The organism is Rhizobium sp. BG4, assembly GCF_016864575.1.
GTDB lineage: Bacteria > Pseudomonadota > Alphaproteobacteria > Rhizobiales > Rhizobiaceae > Rhizobium.
In genome coordinates this window covers 353,151-372,947 of sequence record NZ_CP044126.1, presented here as the reverse complement: position 1 = coordinate 372,947, position 19,797 = coordinate 353,151, and the positions used below count along the sequence as shown (strand labels likewise).

Below are 19,797 nucleotides of genomic sequence, written 5' to 3'. Positions count from 1 at the left end.
GGCTCGACCCACCTGGCGGATCTGCCGGATGGGGCGAGTGGAGGTGATCCATGTCCATACTGGAACTCAAAGGTGTCTCGAAGTCCTTCGGCGCGCTCGTCGTTGCCGAAGACATCGGATTCTCGGTGAAAGAGGGCGAGGCGCTCGGCGTCATCGGGCCGAACGGCGCCGGGAAATCGACGCTGTTCAACCTGATCAACGGCAACCTTCCGGTCGCCTCAGGGTCGATCGTCTTTGACGGAAAGGATGTGACAACCGTTCCGCCCATGCAGCGTTGCCTTGCGGGCATGGGCCGCACCTTCCAGATCCCGCAGCCTTTCGAGAGGCTCACCGTCTATGAAAATCTGCTCGTCGCCGGCGCCTTCGGCTCCCGCGCCAGCGAGGGCGACGTGGCGGCATTTTGCGCCGATATTCTCGTGGAAACAGGCTTGATCGGAAAAGCCAACGCGCTTGCGGCGTCTCTGACGCTTCTGGAGCGTAAACGTCTTGAGCTTGCCCGGGCGCTTGCCACCAAGCCGAAGCTTCTATTGCTCGACGAGATTGCCGGTGGCCTGACCGACGGTGAGTGCCAGCAGCTGGTCGCAACGATCAAGCGGGTCCATGGCCGCGGCGTGACGATCATCTGGATCGAACATGTTCTGCACGCGCTGACGGCAGTCGCCGAGCGTCTGCTGGTCCTCAATTTCGGCCGGGTGATCGGCATCGGTGAACCCGATGCGATCATGGCATCCCGCGAAGTGCGTGAGATCTATCTCGGAATGGAGGTGTGATGCCGAACCTTCTTGAAACCAGAGGGCTCACGGCCTTCTACGGCGATTTCCAGGCGATCTTCGGTGTCGATCTCGAACTCCAGGCCGGCGAGACCATTGCCGTGATCGGCGCCAATGGTGCCGGAAAATCGACTTTGATGCGCTCGATTGCAGGCGTGATTTCCAATGCGCCGGCGATGATCCATCATCGCGGGAGCCGATCGGTGCACTCGATGCCGCCGATGTCGTCCGCCGCGGGATCGCCTTGGTGCCCGAGGGCCGCAAGTTGTTTCCATCCCTGAGCGTTGAAGAAAATCTGCAGATCGGCAGCTATGGCAAAAGAGCGCCCGGCTACTGGTCGCTGGAAACGATCTATGCGCTTTTCCCGATTCTGAAGGAGAGAAGGCGTAATCCGGCAACTGCGCTTTCCGGTGGGCAGCAGCAGATGGTGGCGATCGGCCGTGCCTTGATGTCAAATCCGGAAGTGCTGCTTTGCGACGAACTCAGCCTCGGTCTTGCGCCTGTCGTCATCAAGGACATCTACGGCGCCTTCTCGAAGATCCGCGCATCGGGCGCGGCGATCGTCATCGTCGAGCAGGATATCGCGCAGGCGCTGAAGGTCGCCGACCGTGTCTACTGCATGATGGAGGGCCGCATCACTCTCACCGGACACCCCGCGGAACTCGACCGGGCCGCTATCCACGCCGCCTATTTTGGAGCTGGTATCCATGAACTGGCTTGATACGCTCCTGCAAGGCGTGCTGCTCGGCGGCCTTTACGCGCTGTTTGCCGCCGGCCTCAGCCTGGTCTTCGGAATCATGCGCCTCGTCAATCTCGCCCATGGCGATCTGATCGTGCTGGCCGCCTTTCTGATCCTGCTGATCGTCTCGACGCTGGGGCTCGATCCGTTCGTGGCGGCGGTCATTGCTGCTCCGCTGATGTTCGGGCTCGGCTGGCTGCTGCAATATCATCTGCTGAACCGTACGCTGGGCAAGGATATCCTGCCGCCGCTGCTCGTCACTTTCGGTCTCTCGATCGTTATCCAGAACGGGCTTTTGGAAACATTCACTGCCGACAGCAAGCGTGTTTCGACAGGCGCGCTCGAAACCGCGTCGATCCAGCTTGCCGGAATAAACGCCGGCCTCATGCCGCTGCTGACCTTCGCGTCGGCCGTCGCCGTCATCGTGGCGCTCAATCAGCTGATCTACCGCACGGCTCTCGGACGCGCCTTCCGGGCGACCTCCGATGACGTCGTCACCGCCCGCTTGATGGGGATCCGGCCGAACTCGATCTTCTCGATCGCCACAGGTCTCGCGATGATGATCGTCACCGTCGCTGCGCTCTATCTCGGGACGCGCGCCAATTTCGACCCGACCTCCGGCCCGTCCCGGCTCATCTACGCCTTCGAAGCGGTGATCATCGGCGGCCTCGGATCGCTCTGGGGAACGCTGGCGGGCGGCGTCATCCTCGGCGTGGCGCAGACGGTCGGCGCTTCGATCAATCCCGAATGGCAGATCCTTTCCGGGCATATCGCCTTCCTTCTCGTGCTTCTCTTCCGGCCACGCGGCCTTTTCCCGAGAGCAGTGGATTGAGGCGCGTCATGACGACAGGTTTCAACACGATGACAGATGACATCAACGCAAAGGGCGCATGGAGGATCGAGACGCGGACGAAGCTGTCTGGCCTCTTTTCCATCGCAGCCATCGCCGTGGTCGTGCTGATGGCGGCTGCGCCTTTTGCCGTATCGCGCGGTGTTGTCCAGGACCTCTTCTTCATCCTGACGATGCTGACGCTGGCGCAGAGCTGGAATTTGCTGGCCGGCTATGCGGGTCTCATTTCGGTCGGGCAACAGCTCTTCGTCGGATGCGGCGCCTACGCCCTGTTCGGTCTGGTCATCCTGGCGGGCGTCGATCCCCTGATCGCCATCCCGCTTGCCGGCCTGCTGGCAGCACTGGTTGCCATTCCGACTGCCTTCTTCTCCTTCCGCCTCTACGGCCCCTATTTCGCGATCGGCACCTGGGTGATTGCCGAAGTCGGGCGGTTGCTGCTTGCGCAGTGGAAGGCGCTTGGGGTGGAACCGGCACCTCGCTGCCGCGCGATGCCACACGCGATATGCTGGGACTTTCCGCCCTCGGCGACTGGTTCGGCATGCGGCCCGCCGCGGCCGCAGATGCGCTCGCCTATTGGCTGGCACTGGCGCTCGCCGTCGCCACCATCACGCTGATCTACAAGCTGTTGCGCAGCAAGCACGGGCTTGGCCTTGCCGCGGTCCGCGACAACGAAACCGCTGCCCGTGCACTCGGCGTCGATGCGCTCCGGTTGAAGTCGGCGATCTATCTGCTGACCGCATTCGTCACAGGCATGGTCGGCGCTCTGATCTATCTTCAGAAAGCACGGATATCCCCGGACGCGGCCTTCTCGCTGACCGACTGGACGGCCTACGTCGTCTTCATCGTCGTGATCGGCGGCATCGGCACGATCGAGGGGCCGCTTCTCGGCGTTCTCGTCTTCTTTGCGCTGCAGAATGCCTTCTCGAGCTACGGCTCCTGGTATCTGCTGGCGCTCGGAGCACTGGCGATCGTCACCATGCTTTTCGCACCCCAGGGGCTCTGGGGGCTTATTTCCCGGCGTACCGGCTGGGAGCTATTTCCGGTCCGCCGCCTGCTGAAGGGCGGACCTGCATCATTCGACACAATGGGAGGGCCGAATGGCTGATATAACCACCGACGTCTTGATCATCGGAACCGGACCTGCGGGTTCTGCAACGGCCGCTCTGCTTGCGACCTACGGTGTCGAGCCCCTGGTCATCAACCGCTATCGCTGGCTGGCGACCACGCCGCGCGCGCATATCACCAACCAGCGGACAATGGAGGTCCTGCGCGATCTCGGCCGTGACGTGGAGGACGAGGCCTATCTCTTTGCGACCGAGCAGGAGCTGATGGGCCAGAACGTCTTCTGTACGGCGGTTGCGGGCGAGGAGATCGGCCGCATGCAGAGCTGGGGCAACCACCCGCTGTCGCAGGCCGAGCACATCCTGACCTCGCCGGGGCGCATGAACGACCTGCCGCAGACCTATATGGAGCCGCTGCTCTTCAAGACGGCATGCTCGCGCGGCGCCCAGTCGCGCATGTCGACGGAATATCTGAGCCATGTTCAGGACGGGGAGGGCGTCACGACCACCTGCCTCGACCGCCTGACCGGCAAGGAACTGACGATCCGTTCCAAGTTTCTGATCGGCGCCGATGGCGGCAATTCCAAGGTTGCGGAACATGCTGGCTTGACCTTCGAGGGCAAGATGGGTGTTGCCGGTTCGATGAACATCCTCTTCGAAGCCGACCTTTCGCGTTATGTCGCGCATCGCCCATCGGTTCTTTACTGGGTGCTGCAGCCGGGCGCCGATGTCGGCGGCATCGGCATGGGCCTCGTGCGCATGGTCCGCCCTTGGAATGAATGGCTGATCGTCTGGGGCTACGACATCAACCAGCCGGCGCCACAGGTCGATGACGCATTCGCAACCAAGGTGGTGCGCGAACTCGTCGGCGTTCCCGATCTGACACCCAAGATCAAATCGGTCTCGACCTGGACGGTCAACAACATGTACGCGACGACGATGTCGAACGGGCGGGTCTTTTGCATGGGCGATGCCGTGCACCGCCATCCGCCGTCGAACGGGCTCGGGTCCAACACCTCGATCCAGGACGGTTTCAACCTTGCCTGGAAGCTTGCGATGGTGCTCAAGGGGCAGGCCGGAGCAGGGCTGCTCGACAGCTATCAGGCCGAGCGCGCGCCGATCGCTAAGCAGATCGTCACGCGCGCTAACAAGTCGATCGAGGAATTCGGCCCGATCTTCAAATCTCTCGGCCTTCTGGATTCCGTCGACCCGGTCAAGATGCAGCAGAATATGGATGCGCGCTGCAACGACACCGAAGACGCCGAGCGCCAGCGCGCCGCCATCCGCGAAGCGATCGCCTCCAAGGTTTATGAATTTGATGCGCATGGCGTCGAAATGAACCACCGCTATGCCTCGAATGCCGTAGTCAAAGACGATCAGCCCGAACCGAAATTCGAGAAGGACGCCGAGCTTCATTTCCAGCCGACATCCTGGCCGGGCGCCCGCCTGCCGCATGTCTGGCTGTTCGGCCAGAACGGCGAGAAGATATCGAGCCTCGACCTGGCGGGGCATGGGGTGTTTACCATCCTGACCGGCATCGGCGGGGACGGATGGCAGGCTGCGGCAAAGGCCGTTGCCAAGGAATTCGGTATCCAGATCAACGTACACAAGATCGGACCGCGGCAGGTCTGGCAAGATCTGACCGGCGACTGGGCGCGGGCCCGGGAAATCCGTGATGCCGGCGCGCTTCTGGTTCGCCCCGATCACCATGTCGCGTGGCGCGCCGAGGCGGCGGTACCCGATGCCGAAGGCGAATTGCGCCGCGTTCTCAAGACCGTTCTGGACCGGTGAGGTAGAAATGAGCAGCGACGAAAGAGGATATTTCACCGAGGCAAGCTCGGTCGAGGTCGTCACCAGCCGGAACGTCAACGCCAAGAGCGAGCGGCTGAAGCAGGTGATGGAGGTCGTGACGCGCAAGCTTCACGAGGCGGTCAAGGAACTGGAGCCGACGCAGGACGAGTGGATGGAGGCGATCATGTTCCTCACCCGCACTGGCCACACCTGCACCGACTGGCGCCAGGAGTTCATCCTGCTGTCGGACGTGCTCGGCGTTTCGATGCTTGTGGACGCCATCAACAACCGCAAGCCTTCAGGCGCTTCGGAAAGCACTGTGCTCGGGCCTTTCCATGTCGCTGACGCACCGGAACTACCGATGGGCGCCAATATCTGCCTCGATCAGAAGGGCGAGGACATGGTCATCAGCGGCCGTATCCTCGACACGGATGGAAAGCCGATCGAGAATGCCGTGATCGACGTCTGGCAGGCGAATGACGAGGGTTTCTACGACGTCCAGCAGAAGGGCATCCAGCCGGATTTCAATCTCCGGGGCATCTTCCGCACGGGCGCTGACGGTCATTACTGGTTCCGCGCCGTGAAGCCGAAGTTCTACCCGATTCCGGATGACGGACCCGTGGGGCAACTGCTCGCTCAACTCGGCCGCCATCCCTATCGCCCGGCACATCTTCACTACATCATCAAGGCCGATGGCTTCGAAACCCTGACGACCCACATCTTCGATCCAGACGATCCCTACATCCACTCGGATGCGGTGTTCGGGGTCAAAGAAAGCCTGCTGGCGGAATTTCGCCTGAAGGAGGACGCCGGCAGGGCCAGGGTTCTCGAATTCGCCGACAAATTCTGGGATGTCGAGCACGATTTCGTCTTGGCGCGAGATAGCGGCAGCTAGTGGCTGGGTGGTTGAGGCTGTTCATCTGGCGCAAATTTCAACCATTTGGCCAGCGAGTTGCCTCCGGCGATCCTGGTTGACCTTTCTGCGGCCGTGGGTTGATTGCCATCCCTTCACGCATCCGATCAGGACAATCTCCTGCCGCTGCTCGCATCGAAGAGATGAATGTTCCCGCTTGTGCAGCGGAAATGCATCGTGTCGCCGACAGTCAGGTCGCTGTTTCTCGGAAATTCGACGCTCAACATTTTCGAGTGGCCAATTTCGACGTAGCCGTAAGTCTGGCTGCCCAGTCGCTCGGCAACCATAAGCTCGCCGCTGAACCAAGCGTCATCCGAGGAACATTGGGTGAGATCTTCGGGCCGAACGCCGAGCACGATGTCCCGGGTCGAGGCGCCCGACGCAATGGGAGTCTGAAGCGGCAGATGCCGGCCGAGGATTTGGATGCCGGCGCTGTCGGCTGTGAGCGTCGCAGGTATCGTATTCATGGTCGGGCTGCCGATGAAGCGGGCGACGAACAGGCTGGAGGGCTTGTGATAGAGATCGAGCGGCCTGCCGATCTGCTCGACGACCCCGCCGTTCATGACGACGATGCGATCCGCCAGTGTCATCGCCTCGACCTGGTCATGCGTGACATAGACGGTCGTTGCTTTCATGCGGTTGTGCAGCTTTGCGATTTCGAGCCGCATTTCGACACGAAGCGCTGCGTCGAGGTTGGATAGCGGCTCGTCGAACAGAAACGCGGCGGGCTCCCTGACGATCGCCCGGCCCATGGCAACGCGCTGGCGCTGCCCTCCGGAGAGCTGGCCAGGACGCCGCTCGAGATAATCGGCGATCTTCAGCACATCGGCTGCCTGTCCCACCCGACCCGATATCTGATCGTCCTTTTCGCCCCGCATTTTCAGGCCGAAGGACATGTTTTCGCGGACCGTCATATGCGGATAGAGCGCGTAGTCCTGGAACACCATGGCGATATTCCGCTCGGCCGGCGCCAGCTCGTTCACGCGTGCGCCATCGATGATCAGGTCGCCTCCGGATATCTCCTCGAGGCCGGCGATCATCCGCAGCAGCGTGGATTTCCCGCAACCGGACGGCCCGACCAGCACAAGGAATTCTCCGCTTCTGATGTCCACGTCGATGTCGTGAATGACCTTCAGCGAGCCGTACGACTTCTGGATTCTTTTCAGTTCGATTCCGGCCACATGTTCCTCCCAGATCGAAATTTCTGACTTGACGCTCATTATCGAGATCAATATCGATAATGATACTTGATTGGATTGGCAACCGTTCGGACCGGCACATGGCATATTTTCCTCCCAGGCAGACAGCGAGCAGGCCCGCAAAGGCGGGGGCGGCCTTCGATGCTCTGAAGCGCGACATCATGCTCGGCGTGCTGGAGCCCGGCACAGGGCTCACCGAACTGGATCTGGCCGCGCACTTCCAATGCAGCCAGGGCACCGTTCGCGAAGCGCTGCTGCAGCTTCAGGAAGAAGGTCTCGTGTTGCGAAAGGGGCGGCGGGGTACGCAGGTCTCGGAATGCACCGAAGACGAGGCGATCGAAATGTTTCGCCTTCGCCAGCAGATCGAAGGAAACGGCATGGCGCGCGTGATGCGGGCGCCGAGCCGGACTTTGATCCGGGATCTGAACGAGCTGTTCGACAAGATGATGTCGGCCGCAAAAGCCGGTGATGAACTGGAGCTTGCCGCCTTCGACAGAGATTTCCATCGCCGTATTTTCGAAGATGCAAACCTTCCGGCCCTCGACCCGATCTTGCATCGCTGCCTCGTTCACAATCACCGCTTCAAGATATCCCGCAGCCCGGCAGCCCGGGACCTTGAGGCAACGGCAGGGCGCCATCGCAGCATCATCGACTGCATCGAAAGCGGCGATGCGCTTCGCGCCACCAAGGCAATGCAGCATCACATCGCGACGATTGTCGATCTCGGCCCCGAGGTTTTTCCGGAGGCGACGCAGTGAGCTCGTCCGTGGATATGTCGGGAGAACTGTCCGAGGAATCGATCGCCTTGATCGAGGCGGTCTATCGCGAACTCGGTGCTCTGCCCGATCCGACGACGCTGCCGCCCGCGGAAGGGCGCGCTCAATCGCTTGCCGCCAACGCGCGATGCAACACCGAGATGCCTGCAATGGATTTCGTCGGCGATGTCTGGGTGGACGAAGACCCCGCCCTGGGAGCGGCACGCACCCGTCTCAAGGTGCTGGTGCCGCAAGGCGCTCGCCCCGGTGTCATTCTTTTTGTCCACGGTGGCGGCTTTGCCTTCTGTTCACCCGAGACGCACGAACGTTGCGCACGGGTGCTTGCTGTTGAGAGCGGGATGCCTGTTGTTCTGCCGGATTACCGGCTGGCGCCGGAAGATCCGTTTCCTGCCGGGCTCAAGGATGTCATCTCGGCGCTGCGAAGCGTCTTTGCCGCGACGAAGGAGGCAGGCGTCAGGAGCGGGCCGGTTCTGATCTCGGGTGACTCGGCGGGGCGAACCTCGCATTGGCCGCGATGCTTCACGAGCAGGCAGCCGGCGGAGCCAAGGCCGATGGCGCCCTGTTGTTCTATGGAAATTACGCCCGATCGTTCGAGACCCCATCCTATATCCGGTTCGAGAATGGTCCAGGCCTGACGCGGCCGAAGATGCAGCGCTACTGGAGCTTTTATGCCGGCGAGCAGGCGATTGACGGCAATCCCCTGGCTTGCCCGCTGATGGCTGACGATGCCGCCTTGGCGTCGTTGCCTCCGCTTTATCTCATGGCGGCGGCCGTCGATCCGCTGCTCTCCGACACACTTGAGCTTGGCCGGCGCCTTCGGGCGCTCGGCCGTGACGACGAACTGCAAGTCGTCCCGGGCGTCATGCACGGGTTCTTGCAGAACACTCGTGAACTGGCCGCGGCGCGGGAGGCGCTTCATGCGGCGGGCAATGCAGCAAGGCGGCTGACTGGCCGCCAATAGCGTTAAAATAAGAGGAGGAAGGCATGAAAATTCTGAAGACTTTGGCGCTCGGCGCCGCCCTGGCAGCTTCGGCCGCCTTTAGTCACGCCATGGCGGCGGAGACCGTCCGCTTCTGGTACCATTTCGACAATCCCGCCAACCCTATGTCGGACCTGGTGAAGAAGTTCGAAACGGCAAACCCGGATATCAAGATCGAAGCGGAAAACGTTCCGTGGAACAGCTATTACGACAATCTCTACACGTCGATCGTGGGCGGCAACGCGCCTGACGCCGCGATGGTGAAGCTGTTTGCGCAGCCGCGGCTCGTCGAGATGGGCGCGCTGGAGCCGCTCGGCGATCGGATCGATGCCTGGAAGGGCAAGGCCGATCTGCTCGACAACCTGCTCGAGCTGAACAAGGGACCTGACGGCCAGCAGTATTACCTGCCGATCCAGTATGTCGTTCTCTATCTTTATTATCGCACGGATCTCTTTCAGGCCGCAGGCCTGAAGCCGCCGACCACCTGCGAGGAATTCAGGGACGACGCGATCAAGCTGACGAAGGCACCGGATACCTATGGCTTTGGGCTGCGTGGCGGTAAGGGTGGATGGGACCAGTGGGGCTCGTTCGTCATGTCGCAGGGCGCCGAGCTGAAGCCGGGCGGTCTGACGACCCCTGAAGCGATCGCTGCCAACCAGTGGCTCGTCGATCTCTTCCAGAAGGACAAGGTCATTCCGCCCTCGGCACCGAACGACGGCTTCCAGGAAATCATCGCGGCCTTCAAATCCGGCAAGACGGCAATGACCATCCATCACATCGGCTCCTCCAAGGATCTCGTGGCGGCGCTGGGTGACAAGGTATCGGCCGTGCCGGTGCCGAAGTGCGGCAAGGGACAGTGGACATCCTATGGCGACGAATCCCTGGCGATCTTCTCATCATCGGCCGTGAAGGATGCGGCATGGAAGTGGATCTCCTTCCTCGCCGAGGGCGAAAACAATGTGGCGTTCAACAGTGCGACCGGCCAGATGACCGTGACCAAGAGTGGTTCGGCGAACTGGAAACTGCATGAGCGCCGCTTTGTCGATGCGACGGTGCAGTCGCTGCCCTTCGCCAAGGTGCTGCCGCAGACGTCCGCCGTGACCGAGTTCGTCAACACGGCGTGGCAGACCAACATGCAGCAGGCTCTCACCGGACAGATCACTGCAAAGCAGATGATGGAACAGTTGCAGACGCTTTTTGCCGAGTAGTCCATGGGCGACGGCTCCGGTTTATTCCGGGGCCGTCCACCGCAGTTCGTCCCCGGAGCCGATCATGTCTTTATCGACGACCTCTACCCCGATGCGCCGAAGCCGAATTCAATGGCGTTCGGAACGCATCCTTCCCTACATGCTCCTGGCGCCGGCCGTCTTCGTCACGATCGTCATCGTCTTCATGCCGATGATCCAGGCGGTGTGGACGAGCTTCTACGATCTCGTGCTCTTCAGGCCGAATGCCAGCAAGTTCGTCGGCTTCGCAAACTATGTGAAGCTGTTCAACGACCCGGTCTTCTGGGCGGCGCTCTGGAACACGATCATCTGGATCGGTCTGACGGTGCCGCTGCAGATGGGGCTCGGCCTGCTGACGGCGCTGCTGCTCAATCGCGAATTTCCGTGGCGTGGTCTCGCGCGCGCTTTGATCATCATTCCCTGGGCTCTGCCGAGTGTCGTCATCGCGCTCATGTGGCGCTGGATCTACGATCCGAATACCGGCGTTCTCAATGACATCCTGATCTATCTCTCGATCGTCAAGGCAGCGGTTCCGTGGCTTGCCGACCCCAATGTTGCGATCTACGCGATCATCGCCACTTTGACCTGGCAGGGATTTCCGTTCTTCGCGGTGATGATCCTCGCTGGCCTGCAGGGCATTCCGAAAAGCCAATACGAGGCCGCGTCGATCGACGGCGCGTCGCCCTGGCGTCAGTTCCTGCACATTACCTTGCCCGGTATCGCGCCGGTTCTGGCGACTGCCGGGTTGCTCCGGGTGATCTGGGTTGCCAATTCGATGGACGTGATCTTCGTCATGACCGGCGGCGGCCCGGGCTACGCGACGTATACGCTGCCTCTCTATGCCTTCATCAAGGCGCGCCAGAATCTTGATTTCGGCTACGGAACGTCGATCGCCGTGACCTTCACCATTTTCCTCGGCGCATTCGTCGCCGTCTATCTGGCCCGGACGATGCGGGAGGTGCAGAAGTGAAAAAGCCCGGAACCCTTCAGCGTATCCTGACGACCGACCTGCCGGTCGCGTTGCTGGCGATCTTCGCAATGGCACCCTTCGCCTGGATGATCCTGACGTCCCTGACACCTACCGCGGCGCTCAACGCCAGCGGAGTGTCGCTTTCGCCGGCCGGATGGAGTGCCGACAACTACGTCAGGCTTTTCGAGCAGACGTCGTTCCTGAAGAACATGATGGACAGCCTGATCATCGCCGGCGGGACCGTCGTCGTCGGCCTGATCGTCTCGGTCACCGCGGCCTATGCCTTTTCGCGGTTTCGCTTTCCCGGCCGGAAACTGTTGATGCTTCAGTTCCTACTGATCAACATGTTCCCGATCGTGCTCCTCATTCTTCCGCTATTCGTGCTGATGAGAAAGTTCGGAATATTGGACACGCATCTTGGCCTGATCCTCGCCAACGCGACCGTCGCCATTCCTTTTGCCGTCTGGATGCTGACGAGCTACATCGGGGCGATCCCGAAGAGCCTCGACGAAGCGGCGATGACCGATGGCGCCTCGCGGCTGACGGCGTTGCGGAAGGTGGTGCTGCCGCTGACCATGCCGGGGATCATCTCGACCGGCATCTATATCTTCATCACCGCCTGGAACGAATATCTCTACGCCCTGACGCTCGGCGGCCGCAACGTGCGCCCAGTCACCGTGGCGATCCAGACCCTGATCGGAGAATACCAGATCGAATGGGGTCTGCTCGCGGCGGGTGCCGTCGTCGGCGCCATGCCGGCGACCATCCTCTTCCTTCTCGTGCAACGGCGCCTCATCGGCGGGCTGACCCAGGGGGCGGTCAAAGGCTGACGTCTATCGATTTTCAATCGGGTTCGGCAGTTCGAACCTCGCTCTTAAAAAGGAATGGCAGATGAACCCGATCGGGTTGATTTCGATGCAATATGCGCGGCCCTTTACAGCCGAGCACTTTCCGCTGTTTGCGAAGATGCGGGAACACGGTTGTGATTTCGTTGAGCTTCTCGTTCCCGAGGTCGGCGAGCTCGACATCAAGGAGACGCGCAAGGCTCTTGATGATGCCGGGCTCGGCGTAGTGCTCGCAGCCCGCGTCAACCTTCAGCGCAATCTCGCATCAGCCGAAATCCAGGCTCATCGGTCCGGGGTCGAATATCTCAAATACACGGTCGATTGCGCCGCGGGGCTCGGCGCGAAGATCGTCGGCGGCCCGCTGACCGGCAACCCGCTGGTCTTCGCCGGCCGGCCGCCGCAGCCTGTCGACGAAACCGAGCGGCTGGCGCGCAAGGATCGCTGCGTCAGAGGTTTGAAGGAAGCAGGGGAGTATGCCCGGAATGCCGGCGTTACCCTGGCGGTCGAGCCGCTCAACCGGTTCGAAAGCGACGTCCTTTGCACGACGCAGCAGGCGATGGAATTGCTCGACGCTGTCGATCATCCTGCCGTGAAGCTTATGCTGGACACGTTCCACATGCACATGGAGGAGAGCTCTCTGGCCGAGGCTATCCGGCTCGGTGGCGATCGCATCGTGCATTTCCAGGCGAACGAAAATCATCGCGGCTTCCCCGGCACCGGCATGACCGACTGGGTCGAAGTCTGCCGGGCGCTGCACGAGGTTGGCTATACCGGCCCGATATCGCTCGAGCCTTTCCGGCGCACCGACGACCGCTTCGGCGTGCCCTTTGCCCAGTGGCGCGCGCCGCACGAAGACGAGAGCGATCGCCTCTCGGCGTCGAGCGCCTTCATGAAATCCCACCTCCTGCTTACGGAATATCGTCGATGACTATGAAAATCGGTTGGATCGGTTGCGGCATCCACGCAACCCAAATGCTTCTCCCGCAGCTCGTCCGTCATGACGTCCAGCTGGTCGGACTGTGCGATATCGACGGCGCGCGCCTGAAGAGCGCTGGCCGCCAGTTCGGTGTCACCAATCTCGTGACCGACGTCGAAGATCTGCTGCGCACGCCTGGCCTCGACGCCATCGGCATGGCGGTCGGCCCGGACCAGCATCTGGCCTTCGGCAAGGCGGCACTTGAGAGGGGCCTGCCCGTCTTCATGGAAAAGCCGCCATCCGGAAGTGCCGCAGGCGCACGCGAACTGCTGGCCGCCTCCGAGAAGGCGAAGAAGCCGCTTCTGCTGGGGTTCATGAAGCGATACTCGATCGGCAACCGGATGGCCGCGAACATCGTCAGGTCCGGCCGTTTCGGCGAGGTGATGGGACTGACCGGCTATTATATGACGGCGCCCGGATATTTTGCCGGGAACGTCGATTACACCGGCTTCTTCCTGCACCACTGCGTCCACTATATGGACCTCGTGTCATTCCTGGTGTCGCCCGTACGGACGATCTCGGCGCGAAAGGTCGAAAAGACGCCCGGCCGCGTACTCTTCCATGTCGGCTTCGAATTCGAATGCGGCGCGATCGGCAACATCGCGATGGGAACCATTCAGTCCCGCGGAACGCCGGTGGAGCGCATCGAGCTGATGAGCGATCACCAGCGCATCGAGGTCGACGACGTGATCGAGATCAAATGGCACAGGAATCCTCCATTCAAGATCGACGATCTGGCTGCGACGCTCAAGGACGATAGCGACACTCTGACGTGGAAGCCGAATTTTACGGCCGCCGCCAACGAGGACCCGAAAGGCTACCACTCACTGCTGGCAGACGTCGTTCCTGCACTGGCCGGTGCAACAACTCCGGCGCCAAGCATTGCGGACGGTGTGATCGCGATGGAGCGGCTGGAGACGCTGCGCAGAGAGCTCGATTTGTGAGTTCAGGCCCTCAAGGGAGGATCGAGTTTGCCGGCGTCGGCGTTTGCTGAGGGATCAAACTGATCGGCAGGAGACAAACAGCGCCCGTCGCGGCGATCATCGCGAGCACGTTCAGGTGATCGTCAGCCTTCGTGAATAGGTGCGCTGTAGCGCGCATCGGCAGCGCCGAAGTGCAGACGCCGGTCTTCGAGATTACACCAGGCAGAAGTTGAAATGACATCCCTCACAAGCATTGCCTCAACGATCAGTGCTGCATTCCTCGGCTCGCTGGTCGAGGTGGTCGAAGCATTCACGATAATTCTGGCCGTCGGTGTGACGCAGAGTTGGAAACCGGCGTTCATCGGGAGCGGTGCTGCCCTTGTCGTCCTCGGCCTTTTGACGATAACTCTGGGCCGTTACTCGGCCTCATCCCGATCGAGGCGCTGCAGTTTACCATTGGCACGCTTCTGATCCTTTTCGGCCTGCGCTGGCTCCGCAAAGCTATTCTTCGAGCCTCCGGCTACATTGCGCGTCATGACGAGGAAAAGGCCTTTGCAAAGGAGAGCGAGAGCCTTCGCCGGCACTCGGCCGACCAGCGAGCCAATCTGCTTGCAGGTATTGCCGCCTTCAAGGCTGTCCTGCTTGAAGGCATCGAGGTCGTCTTCATCGTGATCGCCACCGGAGCAGGGCAGGGAATGATGGGGTATGCCAGCATCGGCGCTGCCGCAGCCTGTATTCTGGTCCTGATCGTCGGGCTGTTCGTCCATAAGCCGTTGTCGTCGGTTCCGGAAAACAGCCTGAAGTTTGTCGTTGGCCTGCTTATCAGCGCCTTCGGCATCTTCTGGACCGGAGAGGGGATCGGCGCTCGGTGGCCCGGTGCCGATCTGTCGCTGATCCCGATCTTTGCTGCGCTTGCTGCTTTCTCCTGGCTCGCCGTGAAAGGCCTTCGCCAGCATCGCATCGCGGACGAAGGGGCTGTGCGATGAAGCACCTTTTCAAGATCGCCTTCGAGGAAGTCGCCGGCATGTTCGTCGACGACGGCGCCCTTGCCATCTTGGCGCTCGGTCTCATCCTCATCATCACCGCGGCCGTCAAGTATGCTCATCTCGATGCTCTAGCAGGTGGGGTCATCCTCCTGATCGGCTGCATCCTGATCTTGTTGGAAAGCCTTTGGCGCGCTGCGCGCAAAGCCGGCATGCGATAGGTCTCGAAAGGCAAGTCGGACGAATGGCGCCTCTGCATGCTGAGCGCCGCACGCCTCAAGGGCAATAGCGTCAGCCTCCAAGCTTGTCAGATCGCGCAAAGAGACGACGTGCCAGCTGGCGCAGGAGACCGGTTTGAACAGCTGGCTTCGGAAGACCAAATTGCCTTCTGGCCCGCTCGGTGAGGGATAGCCGGTAGTAATCGGCGACATCGGTCTTGGTATCGCACGCGATGAAACCTTGTTCGATGCCGGTCTGCAGAAGCTCCAACTCAGCCTCGGCGAACGCCGCGTCCAGAACGATCCACTGGTTGTCGGGGCTATCGGCGCATCGATAGTGGATTTCGAGGAGTAGCGGAAACATGGGAAGTGTCATTGCGGGGTCCGGGCAAGCTGATGAGCGGCCACGGTGCCATCGCCCCGCAGCCGCAAGGAGGGGAGTTATTCGACGTCTTCGCCGCCGTTGTCCTGCTGGTCGGGCGCGGCGGTCGCCGCGCCGCTGATGCCATCGACTGCAACGGTCTGAGAGCCGTTGGCCGTCATGAGTTCGACCTCGAAGGCAGCGTTCGCCTGCTCGTTGTCGAGCGCGGCGTTGACGGCCTTACCGCCGAACTTCTTTTCCGCAGCATCAATGGCCTGGGAGAGGCTGATCTTCGCCGTCAACAGTTTGGAATATTCGGCGCGATCGTCCTTGCCGTTCTGCTGGTCGGCTGCCTGGCCGGGCGTCGGGACGGCAAACCCGATGGCGCCAGCAGCAATCATCGCCGCCATGGCGGTCTTGAATGAGCGATAACGGTTCATTTTCTTCTCCTTCTAGTGCCCGTTATTGGGCCGGTGAGGAGGCTGCAACGTTAAGTTTGGGGTTTCCTGTCCCGAACTTTACGGATCGGTAAGACCGAGTGCCCTGACCTTACAAATCCGTATGGCTGCGGTCAGCAGCCGGTGAAATTCGAAGCGCAACGTTCGGGCCTGATCATTGCACTTCGAGGCTTCCCATGAACATGCACACCGCCGCCACGGCAGACCGCGGCGACCTGAGCGCCACACTTAACGCTAGGCTTTCAGTCTATCTGATCAACCTGGATCGCTCGCCGGAGCGGCGTCTGCGGATGGAAGCGCGGATCCACACCAAGGGACTGGAGTTCGAACGCGTCTCTGCAATCGACGGCCGCGACCTTGCGTTTCCGGTGCCAGGTTTCGACGAGGCGGGATATCGCCTGCGTCACGGGCGCATGCCGAATCCCTACGAGATCGGCTGCTTTCTCAGCCACGTCGAATGTGCGCGGCGAATGCTCCGGTCGGACGCCGGACACGCACTGATCCTCGAGGACGACCTGATATTCGAGGAGGATATCGTGGAGGTGCTCGGTGCCGCGCTCGACGAACAGCGGAAATGGGACATCCTCCGGCTGTCGACCGTCAATCACGGAAAGAAGTTCAAACTTCAGCACCTCACCCGCTGCCGTAGGCTTGCCGTGTCTTTGACGAGGGAAAAGGGATCCGGTGCCTATCTCATCAATCGCAAGGCGGCGAGATGGATCGTCGACGAACTCGTTCCGATGCGGCTGCCCTATGATCTGGCCTTCGATCTCGAGCATCTTTCTGGCCTGCGGGGCCTGTTTGTCGATCCGCAGCCGATACGCCAGAGCGCGGAACGCGGCTCCCTGATCCAGAACGGTCTCAAGCGCTTCAAGCTGCCCGCTGACCACTACCTGACCGTCTTGCTGTGGCGGGCGTTTTATGAGGTGTCGCGTTTTATCGCGCGCTCAAGTCTCCTTTTGCGCAATCTTTGGCCGGGACGCTGAAAGAACCGCGCTTTGCTGGCGCTTTCATCCGGAAAGCGATCCGCTGGTCAGCCCTTGCGCTCGAAATGCGCTTCGAGATCTTCCCAGCTTGCATCCATCGGCCAGGCAGCCGAAATCAAGGGGAGCGCGACGTGGCCATAGTAGAAGGAAAGTTGCCTTTCGGCTCTGTCCTCACCTTCACCAGCGATCCTGTCGGTATAGATCGCCGAGACGAGCCCGGTGCGGTCGGATCCCGACTGGCAGTGGACAAGGATCGGCTTGGGCGCTGCCGCCATGATCGCCACGATCTCGTCGGCGCGGTCCGGTGTCAGCTTCCGGGAGGCCGACATTGCAAAATCGATATGCTCGACGCCGAGTTCGGCGGCGGTTCTGATTTCCGCCTGGTACCAGGCGGCATTCTGCTTTTCACCACGCAGATTGATGATCGTTTTGATGCCGTGATCTTTGACATAGGTGTCGAGCTGCGCCGGGGTCGGCTGCGCCGAACGGTAAAGCTGCCCCTTGATGACAGTATGGAAATTTCCAACGGCCTGCAGGTATGCAGCATAGCCGCCGAGAGCTCCCCCGATGGAGAGAACGGTTCCGACGGCAATGGATAGCTTGGCGTGGTTCTTCATCGTGTCTCGCAGCATGGCGTGTTGCGAAGCTGATGATGTGATTTCCTGACGGCCACCTGAATGTCAGATTTGTGACTGCCGAGGGGCCAGCAACCTTCTATCCGGCCGATGGCGGCGGATCTGGAAACGACACGGCAACTGCCAGTCCCGGGCGATTGTCGCCAAGCTCGATATGCGCAAAATGTAGATCCGCAATGGCCCTTACGAGGGTGAGGCCAAGTCCGCTTCCTGATGTCGTTCGGCTCTTGTCCATGCGGTAGAGGCGCCTGAACACATTGTCTCGTTCGTCCGAAGGGATACCCGCTCCGTTATCGACCACGCGAAGAACCGTCTCACCGTCGGCCTGCAGCAGAGCCATAACGATCCGTGTCCCTTCGGGACAATGGGTGATGGCATTCTCGACGAGATTGACCACCATCTGGGTGAGGAGTTCTCTGTCACCCATAATCTCGACCGAAGGCGAGGGGAGCAACTCGAGTACCTGGCCATTGTCTTCGGCCACGCTGGCATAGACCTCCTCGACGAAGGTCAGGATCCCGGCAAGGTCGACTTTCTGGAAGCGCTGCCGGCGCGCGCCGGCTTCGATCTGCGAGATGCGCAGCAGGGCCTCGAAAGTCGCATTGATCTGGTCGCTTTCGGCGCGCGCATCGGCCAAAAGCGAGCGGACATCGCGACCGCCGGCGGCACCCTCAATCGCATCGCCGAGCGTCATCTTCAGGCGATTGAGCGGCGTCTTGAGTTCATGGGCGATATCGGCACTGACTTGGCGCATCCCCTTGACCAAGCCCGAAAGGCGGTCGAGAGCGCTGTTGATCTGCATCGCCACGAGATCGAGATCATCGCTTTTTCTCTTGAGCGGAATCCGGCTTTCGAGCCGGCCGTTGGAAACGTCGAGCATCGTGCGGGCGACCGCATCAAGGCGGTGTTGGGCTCTGGCTGCCAGAAAGATGCCGCCCCCCAGCGCCGCGACGACAACCAGAAGGGCAGCCCAGCCAAGGCTCACCAGCACGATCTTCAAGAGGTCATCCATGTCGGAGAAACTTTCTCCGACCACCAGGAGGTTCGGTCCAAGTTCGGTGACTTGGATCCTGAATCTGCCGGAACCGGGCTGGCCGATGTCTTCCGGATTGATGGTGTAGACGCCCGGCGGCATCTTGATCGCTGTGAAGTTGCCCGCGAGCCTGTTCCCCCTCGCATCGACAAGCGAATAGAGCCCGTCCTTGGTCGTCTGCAGATTGACGTAGCTGTTCAGCGTCGCGATCAGATCTTCCATGTCATCGGGCGCATAGGTCGACGCAATGACGGAATTCATCTCCTGAAGAGACGCATCCATCTCATGGGCGAGGCCCGTGCGCAGCATGTGATACATGACAGCGCCGCTGACGACGAACGTCAGGATGAACAGCACCCCAAAGGTCATGGCCAGTCGGAAGGGCGTGCTACGGCGCAGGCTAGCGAGGCGCATGCAGGCTATATCCGGTGTTCCTCACCGTATGGAGGAGCTGCGTCTGGAACGGCTTGTCGATCTTGGCGCGCAGCCGGCTGACATGGGTCTCGACGACGCTGGTCTTGGGATCGAAATGAAAATCCCAGACGCGTTCGAGCAGCATGGTCTTGGTCAACACCCGTCCTTCGCCGCGCATCAGCACTTCCAGGAGGGTGAATTCCCGCGGCTGAAGCTCAATCGCCTGACCGGCGCGGCGGGCCTCGCGGCGGATCAGATCCAGTTCGAGATCTGCGACCCTCAGAACTGTCTTCTGCTCCTGAACCGGCGGGCGCCGGGCGAGCGCGTTTACCCGAGCAAGCAGCTCGGAGAATGCAAATGGCTTGACCAGATAGTCATCGCCGCCTGCCTCCAGTCCCTCGACGCGATCGTCGACGCCGCCGATGGAGGTCAGGAACAGGGCAGGGGTGCCGACGCGGGCTGCGCGCAGAGACCGCACGAGCGACAGGCCGTCGAGGCCGGGCAGCATCCGGTCGACGACGATCACGTCATAGGCTTCGCGCTGAGCCTGGAAGAGCCCGTCGCGTCCATCGGCGAGGACATCGCAGACATGCCCTGCCTCTGCGAAGCCCTTGGCCACGTATTCCGACGTCTTGCGATCGTCCTCGACCAGGAGAAGGCGCATTTGAGGTTTTCACCAGATTGATGTTCG

The 19,797-nt window shown here is 61.2% G+C and carries 19 protein-coding genes and 4 pseudogenes; 17 read left to right on the top strand and 6 right to left on the bottom strand.

Annotated features, from left to right (window positions below):
* Positions 1–50 precede the first annotated feature (50 nt).
* The 6 genes and pseudogenes from F2982_RS21845 (at position 51) to F2982_RS21820 (ending at position 6,106) form a co-directional block, all read left to right on the top strand.
* Positions 51–770, top strand: a complete 720-nt coding sequence (locus tag F2982_RS21845) for an ABC transporter ATP-binding protein (RefSeq protein WP_203430873.1) — start codon at positions 51–53, stop codon at positions 768–770.
* Positions 770–1,491, top strand: a pseudogene (locus F2982_RS21840) (ABC transporter ATP-binding protein). Before F2982_RS21845 ends, F2982_RS21840 begins: the two are co-directional and overlap by 1 nt.
* Complete coding sequence (locus tag F2982_RS21835) at positions 1,478–2,341, top strand: branched-chain amino acid ABC transporter permease (protein ID WP_203430872.1); 864 nt, start codon at positions 1,478–1,480, stop codon at positions 2,339–2,341. Before F2982_RS21840 ends, F2982_RS21835 begins: the two are co-directional and overlap by 14 nt.
* Positions 2,342–2,349: 8 nt before the next feature.
* Positions 2,350–3,464, top strand: a pseudogene (locus tag F2982_RS21830) (branched-chain amino acid ABC transporter permease).
* Positions 3,457–5,211 (top strand): FAD-dependent monooxygenase, encoded by a 1,755-nt coding sequence (locus tag F2982_RS21825; RefSeq protein ID WP_203430871.1) that lies wholly within the window; start codon positions 3,457–3,459, stop codon positions 5,209–5,211. Before F2982_RS21830 ends, F2982_RS21825 begins: the two are co-directional and overlap by 8 nt.
* Positions 5,212–5,218: 7 nt before the next feature.
* Positions 5,219–6,106, top strand: a complete 888-nt coding sequence (locus F2982_RS21820) for an intradiol ring-cleavage dioxygenase (protein WP_203430870.1) — start codon at positions 5,219–5,221, stop codon at positions 6,104–6,106.
* Positions 6,107–6,231: 125 nt separating this feature from the next.
* Here F2982_RS21820 and ugpC read toward each other — a convergent pair whose 3' ends face one another.
* The gene (gene ugpC / locus F2982_RS21815) at positions 6,232–7,305 is read right to left on the bottom strand and encodes a sn-glycerol-3-phosphate ABC transporter ATP-binding protein UgpC (protein ID WP_246777635.1); all 1,074 of its coding nucleotides are present in this window, start codon (positions 7,303–7,305) and stop codon (positions 6,232–6,234) included.
* Between the two features lie 98 nt (positions 7,306–7,403).
* Between ugpC and F2982_RS21810 the strand changes: the two genes are divergently transcribed.
* From F2982_RS21810 to F2982_RS21770, 10 genes and pseudogenes are all read left to right on the top strand, one after another.
* Positions 7,404–8,081 (top strand): GntR family transcriptional regulator, encoded by a 678-nt coding sequence (locus F2982_RS21810; protein WP_112717847.1) that lies wholly within the window; start codon positions 7,404–7,406, stop codon positions 8,079–8,081.
* A 14-nt stretch (positions 8,082–8,095) separates the two neighbouring features.
* A pseudogene (locus tag F2982_RS31630) lies at positions 8,096–8,533 on the top strand (alpha/beta hydrolase); the annotation flags it as partial.
* 80 nt (positions 8,534–8,613) lie between these two features.
* On the top strand, positions 8,614–9,060 hold the full coding sequence (locus F2982_RS31625) for an alpha/beta hydrolase fold domain-containing protein (protein WP_246777634.1): 447 nt from the start codon (positions 8,614–8,616) through the stop codon (positions 9,058–9,060).
* 23 nt (positions 9,061–9,083) lie between these two features.
* Complete coding sequence (locus F2982_RS21800) at positions 9,084–10,286, top strand: sugar ABC transporter substrate-binding protein (RefSeq protein ID WP_203430868.1); 1,203 nt, start codon at positions 9,084–9,086, stop codon at positions 10,284–10,286.
* Positions 10,287–10,350: 64 nt separating this feature from the next.
* Positions 10,351–11,274 (top strand): sugar ABC transporter permease, encoded by a 924-nt coding sequence (locus F2982_RS21795; RefSeq protein ID WP_203430867.1) that lies wholly within the window; start codon positions 10,351–10,353, stop codon positions 11,272–11,274.
* A complete protein-coding gene (locus F2982_RS21790; protein WP_203430866.1) occupies positions 11,271–12,104 on the top strand; it encodes a carbohydrate ABC transporter permease in 834 nt (277 codons plus the stop codon). The genes F2982_RS21795 and F2982_RS21790 overlap by 4 nt, the downstream gene beginning before the upstream one ends.
* A 61-nt stretch (positions 12,105–12,165) precedes the next feature.
* Positions 12,166–13,047: a sugar phosphate isomerase/epimerase family protein gene (locus tag F2982_RS21785; protein WP_203430865.1), complete on the top strand. Its 882-nt coding sequence runs from the start codon at positions 12,166–12,168 to the stop codon at positions 13,045–13,047.
* Complete coding sequence (locus F2982_RS21780) at positions 13,044–14,039, top strand: Gfo/Idh/MocA family oxidoreductase (RefSeq protein ID WP_203430864.1); 996 nt, start codon at positions 13,044–13,046, stop codon at positions 14,037–14,039. Before F2982_RS21785 ends, F2982_RS21780 begins: the two co-directional genes overlap by 4 nt.
* A gap of 213 nt (positions 14,040–14,252) precedes the next feature.
* A pseudogene (locus F2982_RS21775) lies at positions 14,253–15,004 on the top strand (COG4280 domain-containing protein).
* Positions 15,001–15,222 (top strand): hypothetical protein, encoded by a 222-nt coding sequence (locus F2982_RS21770; protein WP_203430863.1) that lies wholly within the window; start codon positions 15,001–15,003, stop codon positions 15,220–15,222. The pseudogene F2982_RS21775 and the gene F2982_RS21770 overlap by 4 nt, the downstream one beginning before the upstream one ends.
* Positions 15,223–15,292: 70 nt before the next feature.
* On the opposite strand, the gene F2982_RS21765 is transcribed toward F2982_RS21770, so the two are convergent.
* Entirely contained in the window at positions 15,293–15,595 is a 303-nt protein-coding gene (locus tag F2982_RS21765) for a hypothetical protein (RefSeq protein WP_203430862.1), read from the bottom strand.
* 65 nt (positions 15,596–15,660) lie between these two features.
* Entirely contained in the window at positions 15,661–16,020 is a 360-nt protein-coding gene (locus F2982_RS21760) for a PepSY domain-containing protein (RefSeq protein ID WP_203430861.1), read from the bottom strand.
* A gap of 194 nt (positions 16,021–16,214) precedes the next feature.
* Here F2982_RS21760 and F2982_RS21755 point away from each other — a divergent pair, with 194 nt between their 5' ends.
* Positions 16,215–17,024, top strand: coding sequence for a glycosyltransferase family 25 protein (locus tag F2982_RS21755; RefSeq protein WP_203430860.1), 810 nt, complete (start codon positions 16,215–16,217; stop codon positions 17,022–17,024).
* A gap of 47 nt (positions 17,025–17,071) precedes the next feature.
* Here F2982_RS21755 and F2982_RS21750 read toward each other — a convergent pair whose 3' ends face one another.
* The 3 genes from F2982_RS21750 to F2982_RS21740 form a co-directional block, all read right to left on the bottom strand.
* On the bottom strand, positions 17,072–17,641 hold the full coding sequence (locus F2982_RS21750; RefSeq protein ID WP_203431149.1) for a dual specificity protein phosphatase family protein: 570 nt from the start codon (positions 17,639–17,641) through the stop codon (positions 17,072–17,074).
* Positions 17,642–17,738: 97 nt separating this feature from the next.
* On the bottom strand, positions 17,739–19,106 hold the full coding sequence (locus F2982_RS21745; protein ID WP_203430859.1) for a HAMP domain-containing sensor histidine kinase: 1,368 nt from the start codon (positions 19,104–19,106) through the stop codon (positions 17,739–17,741).
* Positions 19,093–19,770 carry a winged helix-turn-helix domain-containing protein gene (locus F2982_RS21740; protein WP_130281187.1) on the bottom strand — a complete coding sequence of 226 codons (678 nt, stop codon included), beginning with the start codon at positions 19,768–19,770 and terminating at the stop codon, positions 19,093–19,095. The genes F2982_RS21745 and F2982_RS21740 overlap by 14 nt, the downstream gene beginning before the upstream one ends.
* Between the last annotated feature and the right edge of the window lie 27 nt (positions 19,771–19,797).

Excerpts from the sequence above, each read along its gene's own strand:
- F2982_RS21845 (WP_203430873.1), top strand. The coding sequence starts at position 51 with ATGTCCATACTGGAACTCAAAGGTGTCTCGAAGTCCTTCGGCGCGCTC.
- F2982_RS21835 (WP_203430872.1), top strand. The coding sequence starts at position 1,478 with ATGAACTGGCTTGATACGCTCCTGCAAGGCGTGCTGCTCGGCGGCCTT.
- F2982_RS21825 (WP_203430871.1), top strand. The coding sequence starts at position 3,457 with ATGGCTGATATAACCACCGACGTCTTGATCATCGGAACCGGACCTGCG.
- F2982_RS21820 (WP_203430870.1), top strand. The coding sequence starts at position 5,219 with ATGAGCAGCGACGAAAGAGGATATTTCACCGAGGCAAGCTCGGTCGAG.
- F2982_RS21810 (WP_112717847.1), top strand. The coding sequence starts at position 7,404 with ATGGCATATTTTCCTCCCAGGCAGACAGCGAGCAGGCCCGCAAAGGCG.
- F2982_RS31625 (WP_246777634.1), top strand. The coding sequence starts at position 8,614 with ATGCTTCACGAGCAGGCAGCCGGCGGAGCCAAGGCCGATGGCGCCCTG.
- F2982_RS21800 (WP_203430868.1), top strand. The coding sequence starts at position 9,084 with ATGAAAATTCTGAAGACTTTGGCGCTCGGCGCCGCCCTGGCAGCTTCG.
- F2982_RS21795 (WP_203430867.1), top strand. The coding sequence starts at position 10,351 with ATGTCTTTATCGACGACCTCTACCCCGATGCGCCGAAGCCGAATTCAA.
- F2982_RS21785 (WP_203430865.1), top strand. The coding sequence starts at position 12,166 with ATGAACCCGATCGGGTTGATTTCGATGCAATATGCGCGGCCCTTTACA.
- F2982_RS21780 (WP_203430864.1), top strand. The coding sequence starts at position 13,044 with ATGACTATGAAAATCGGTTGGATCGGTTGCGGCATCCACGCAACCCAA.
- F2982_RS21770 (WP_203430863.1), top strand. The coding sequence starts at position 15,001 with ATGAAGCACCTTTTCAAGATCGCCTTCGAGGAAGTCGCCGGCATGTTC.
- F2982_RS21765 (WP_203430862.1), bottom strand. The coding sequence starts at position 15,595 with ATGACACTTCCCATGTTTCCGCTACTCCTCGAAATCCACTATCGATGC.
- F2982_RS21760 (WP_203430861.1), bottom strand. The coding sequence starts at position 16,020 with ATGAACCGTTATCGCTCATTCAAGACCGCCATGGCGGCGATGATTGCT.
- F2982_RS21755 (WP_203430860.1), top strand. The coding sequence starts at position 16,215 with ATGAACATGCACACCGCCGCCACGGCAGACCGCGGCGACCTGAGCGCC.
- F2982_RS21750 (WP_203431149.1), bottom strand. The coding sequence starts at position 17,641 with ATGAAGAACCACGCCAAGCTATCCATTGCCGTCGGAACCGTTCTCTCC.
- F2982_RS21745 (WP_203430859.1), bottom strand. The coding sequence starts at position 19,106 with ATGCGCCTCGCTAGCCTGCGCCGTAGCACGCCCTTCCGACTGGCCATG.
- F2982_RS21740 (WP_130281187.1), bottom strand. The coding sequence starts at position 19,770 with ATGCGCCTTCTCCTGGTCGAGGACGATCGCAAGACGTCGGAATACGTG.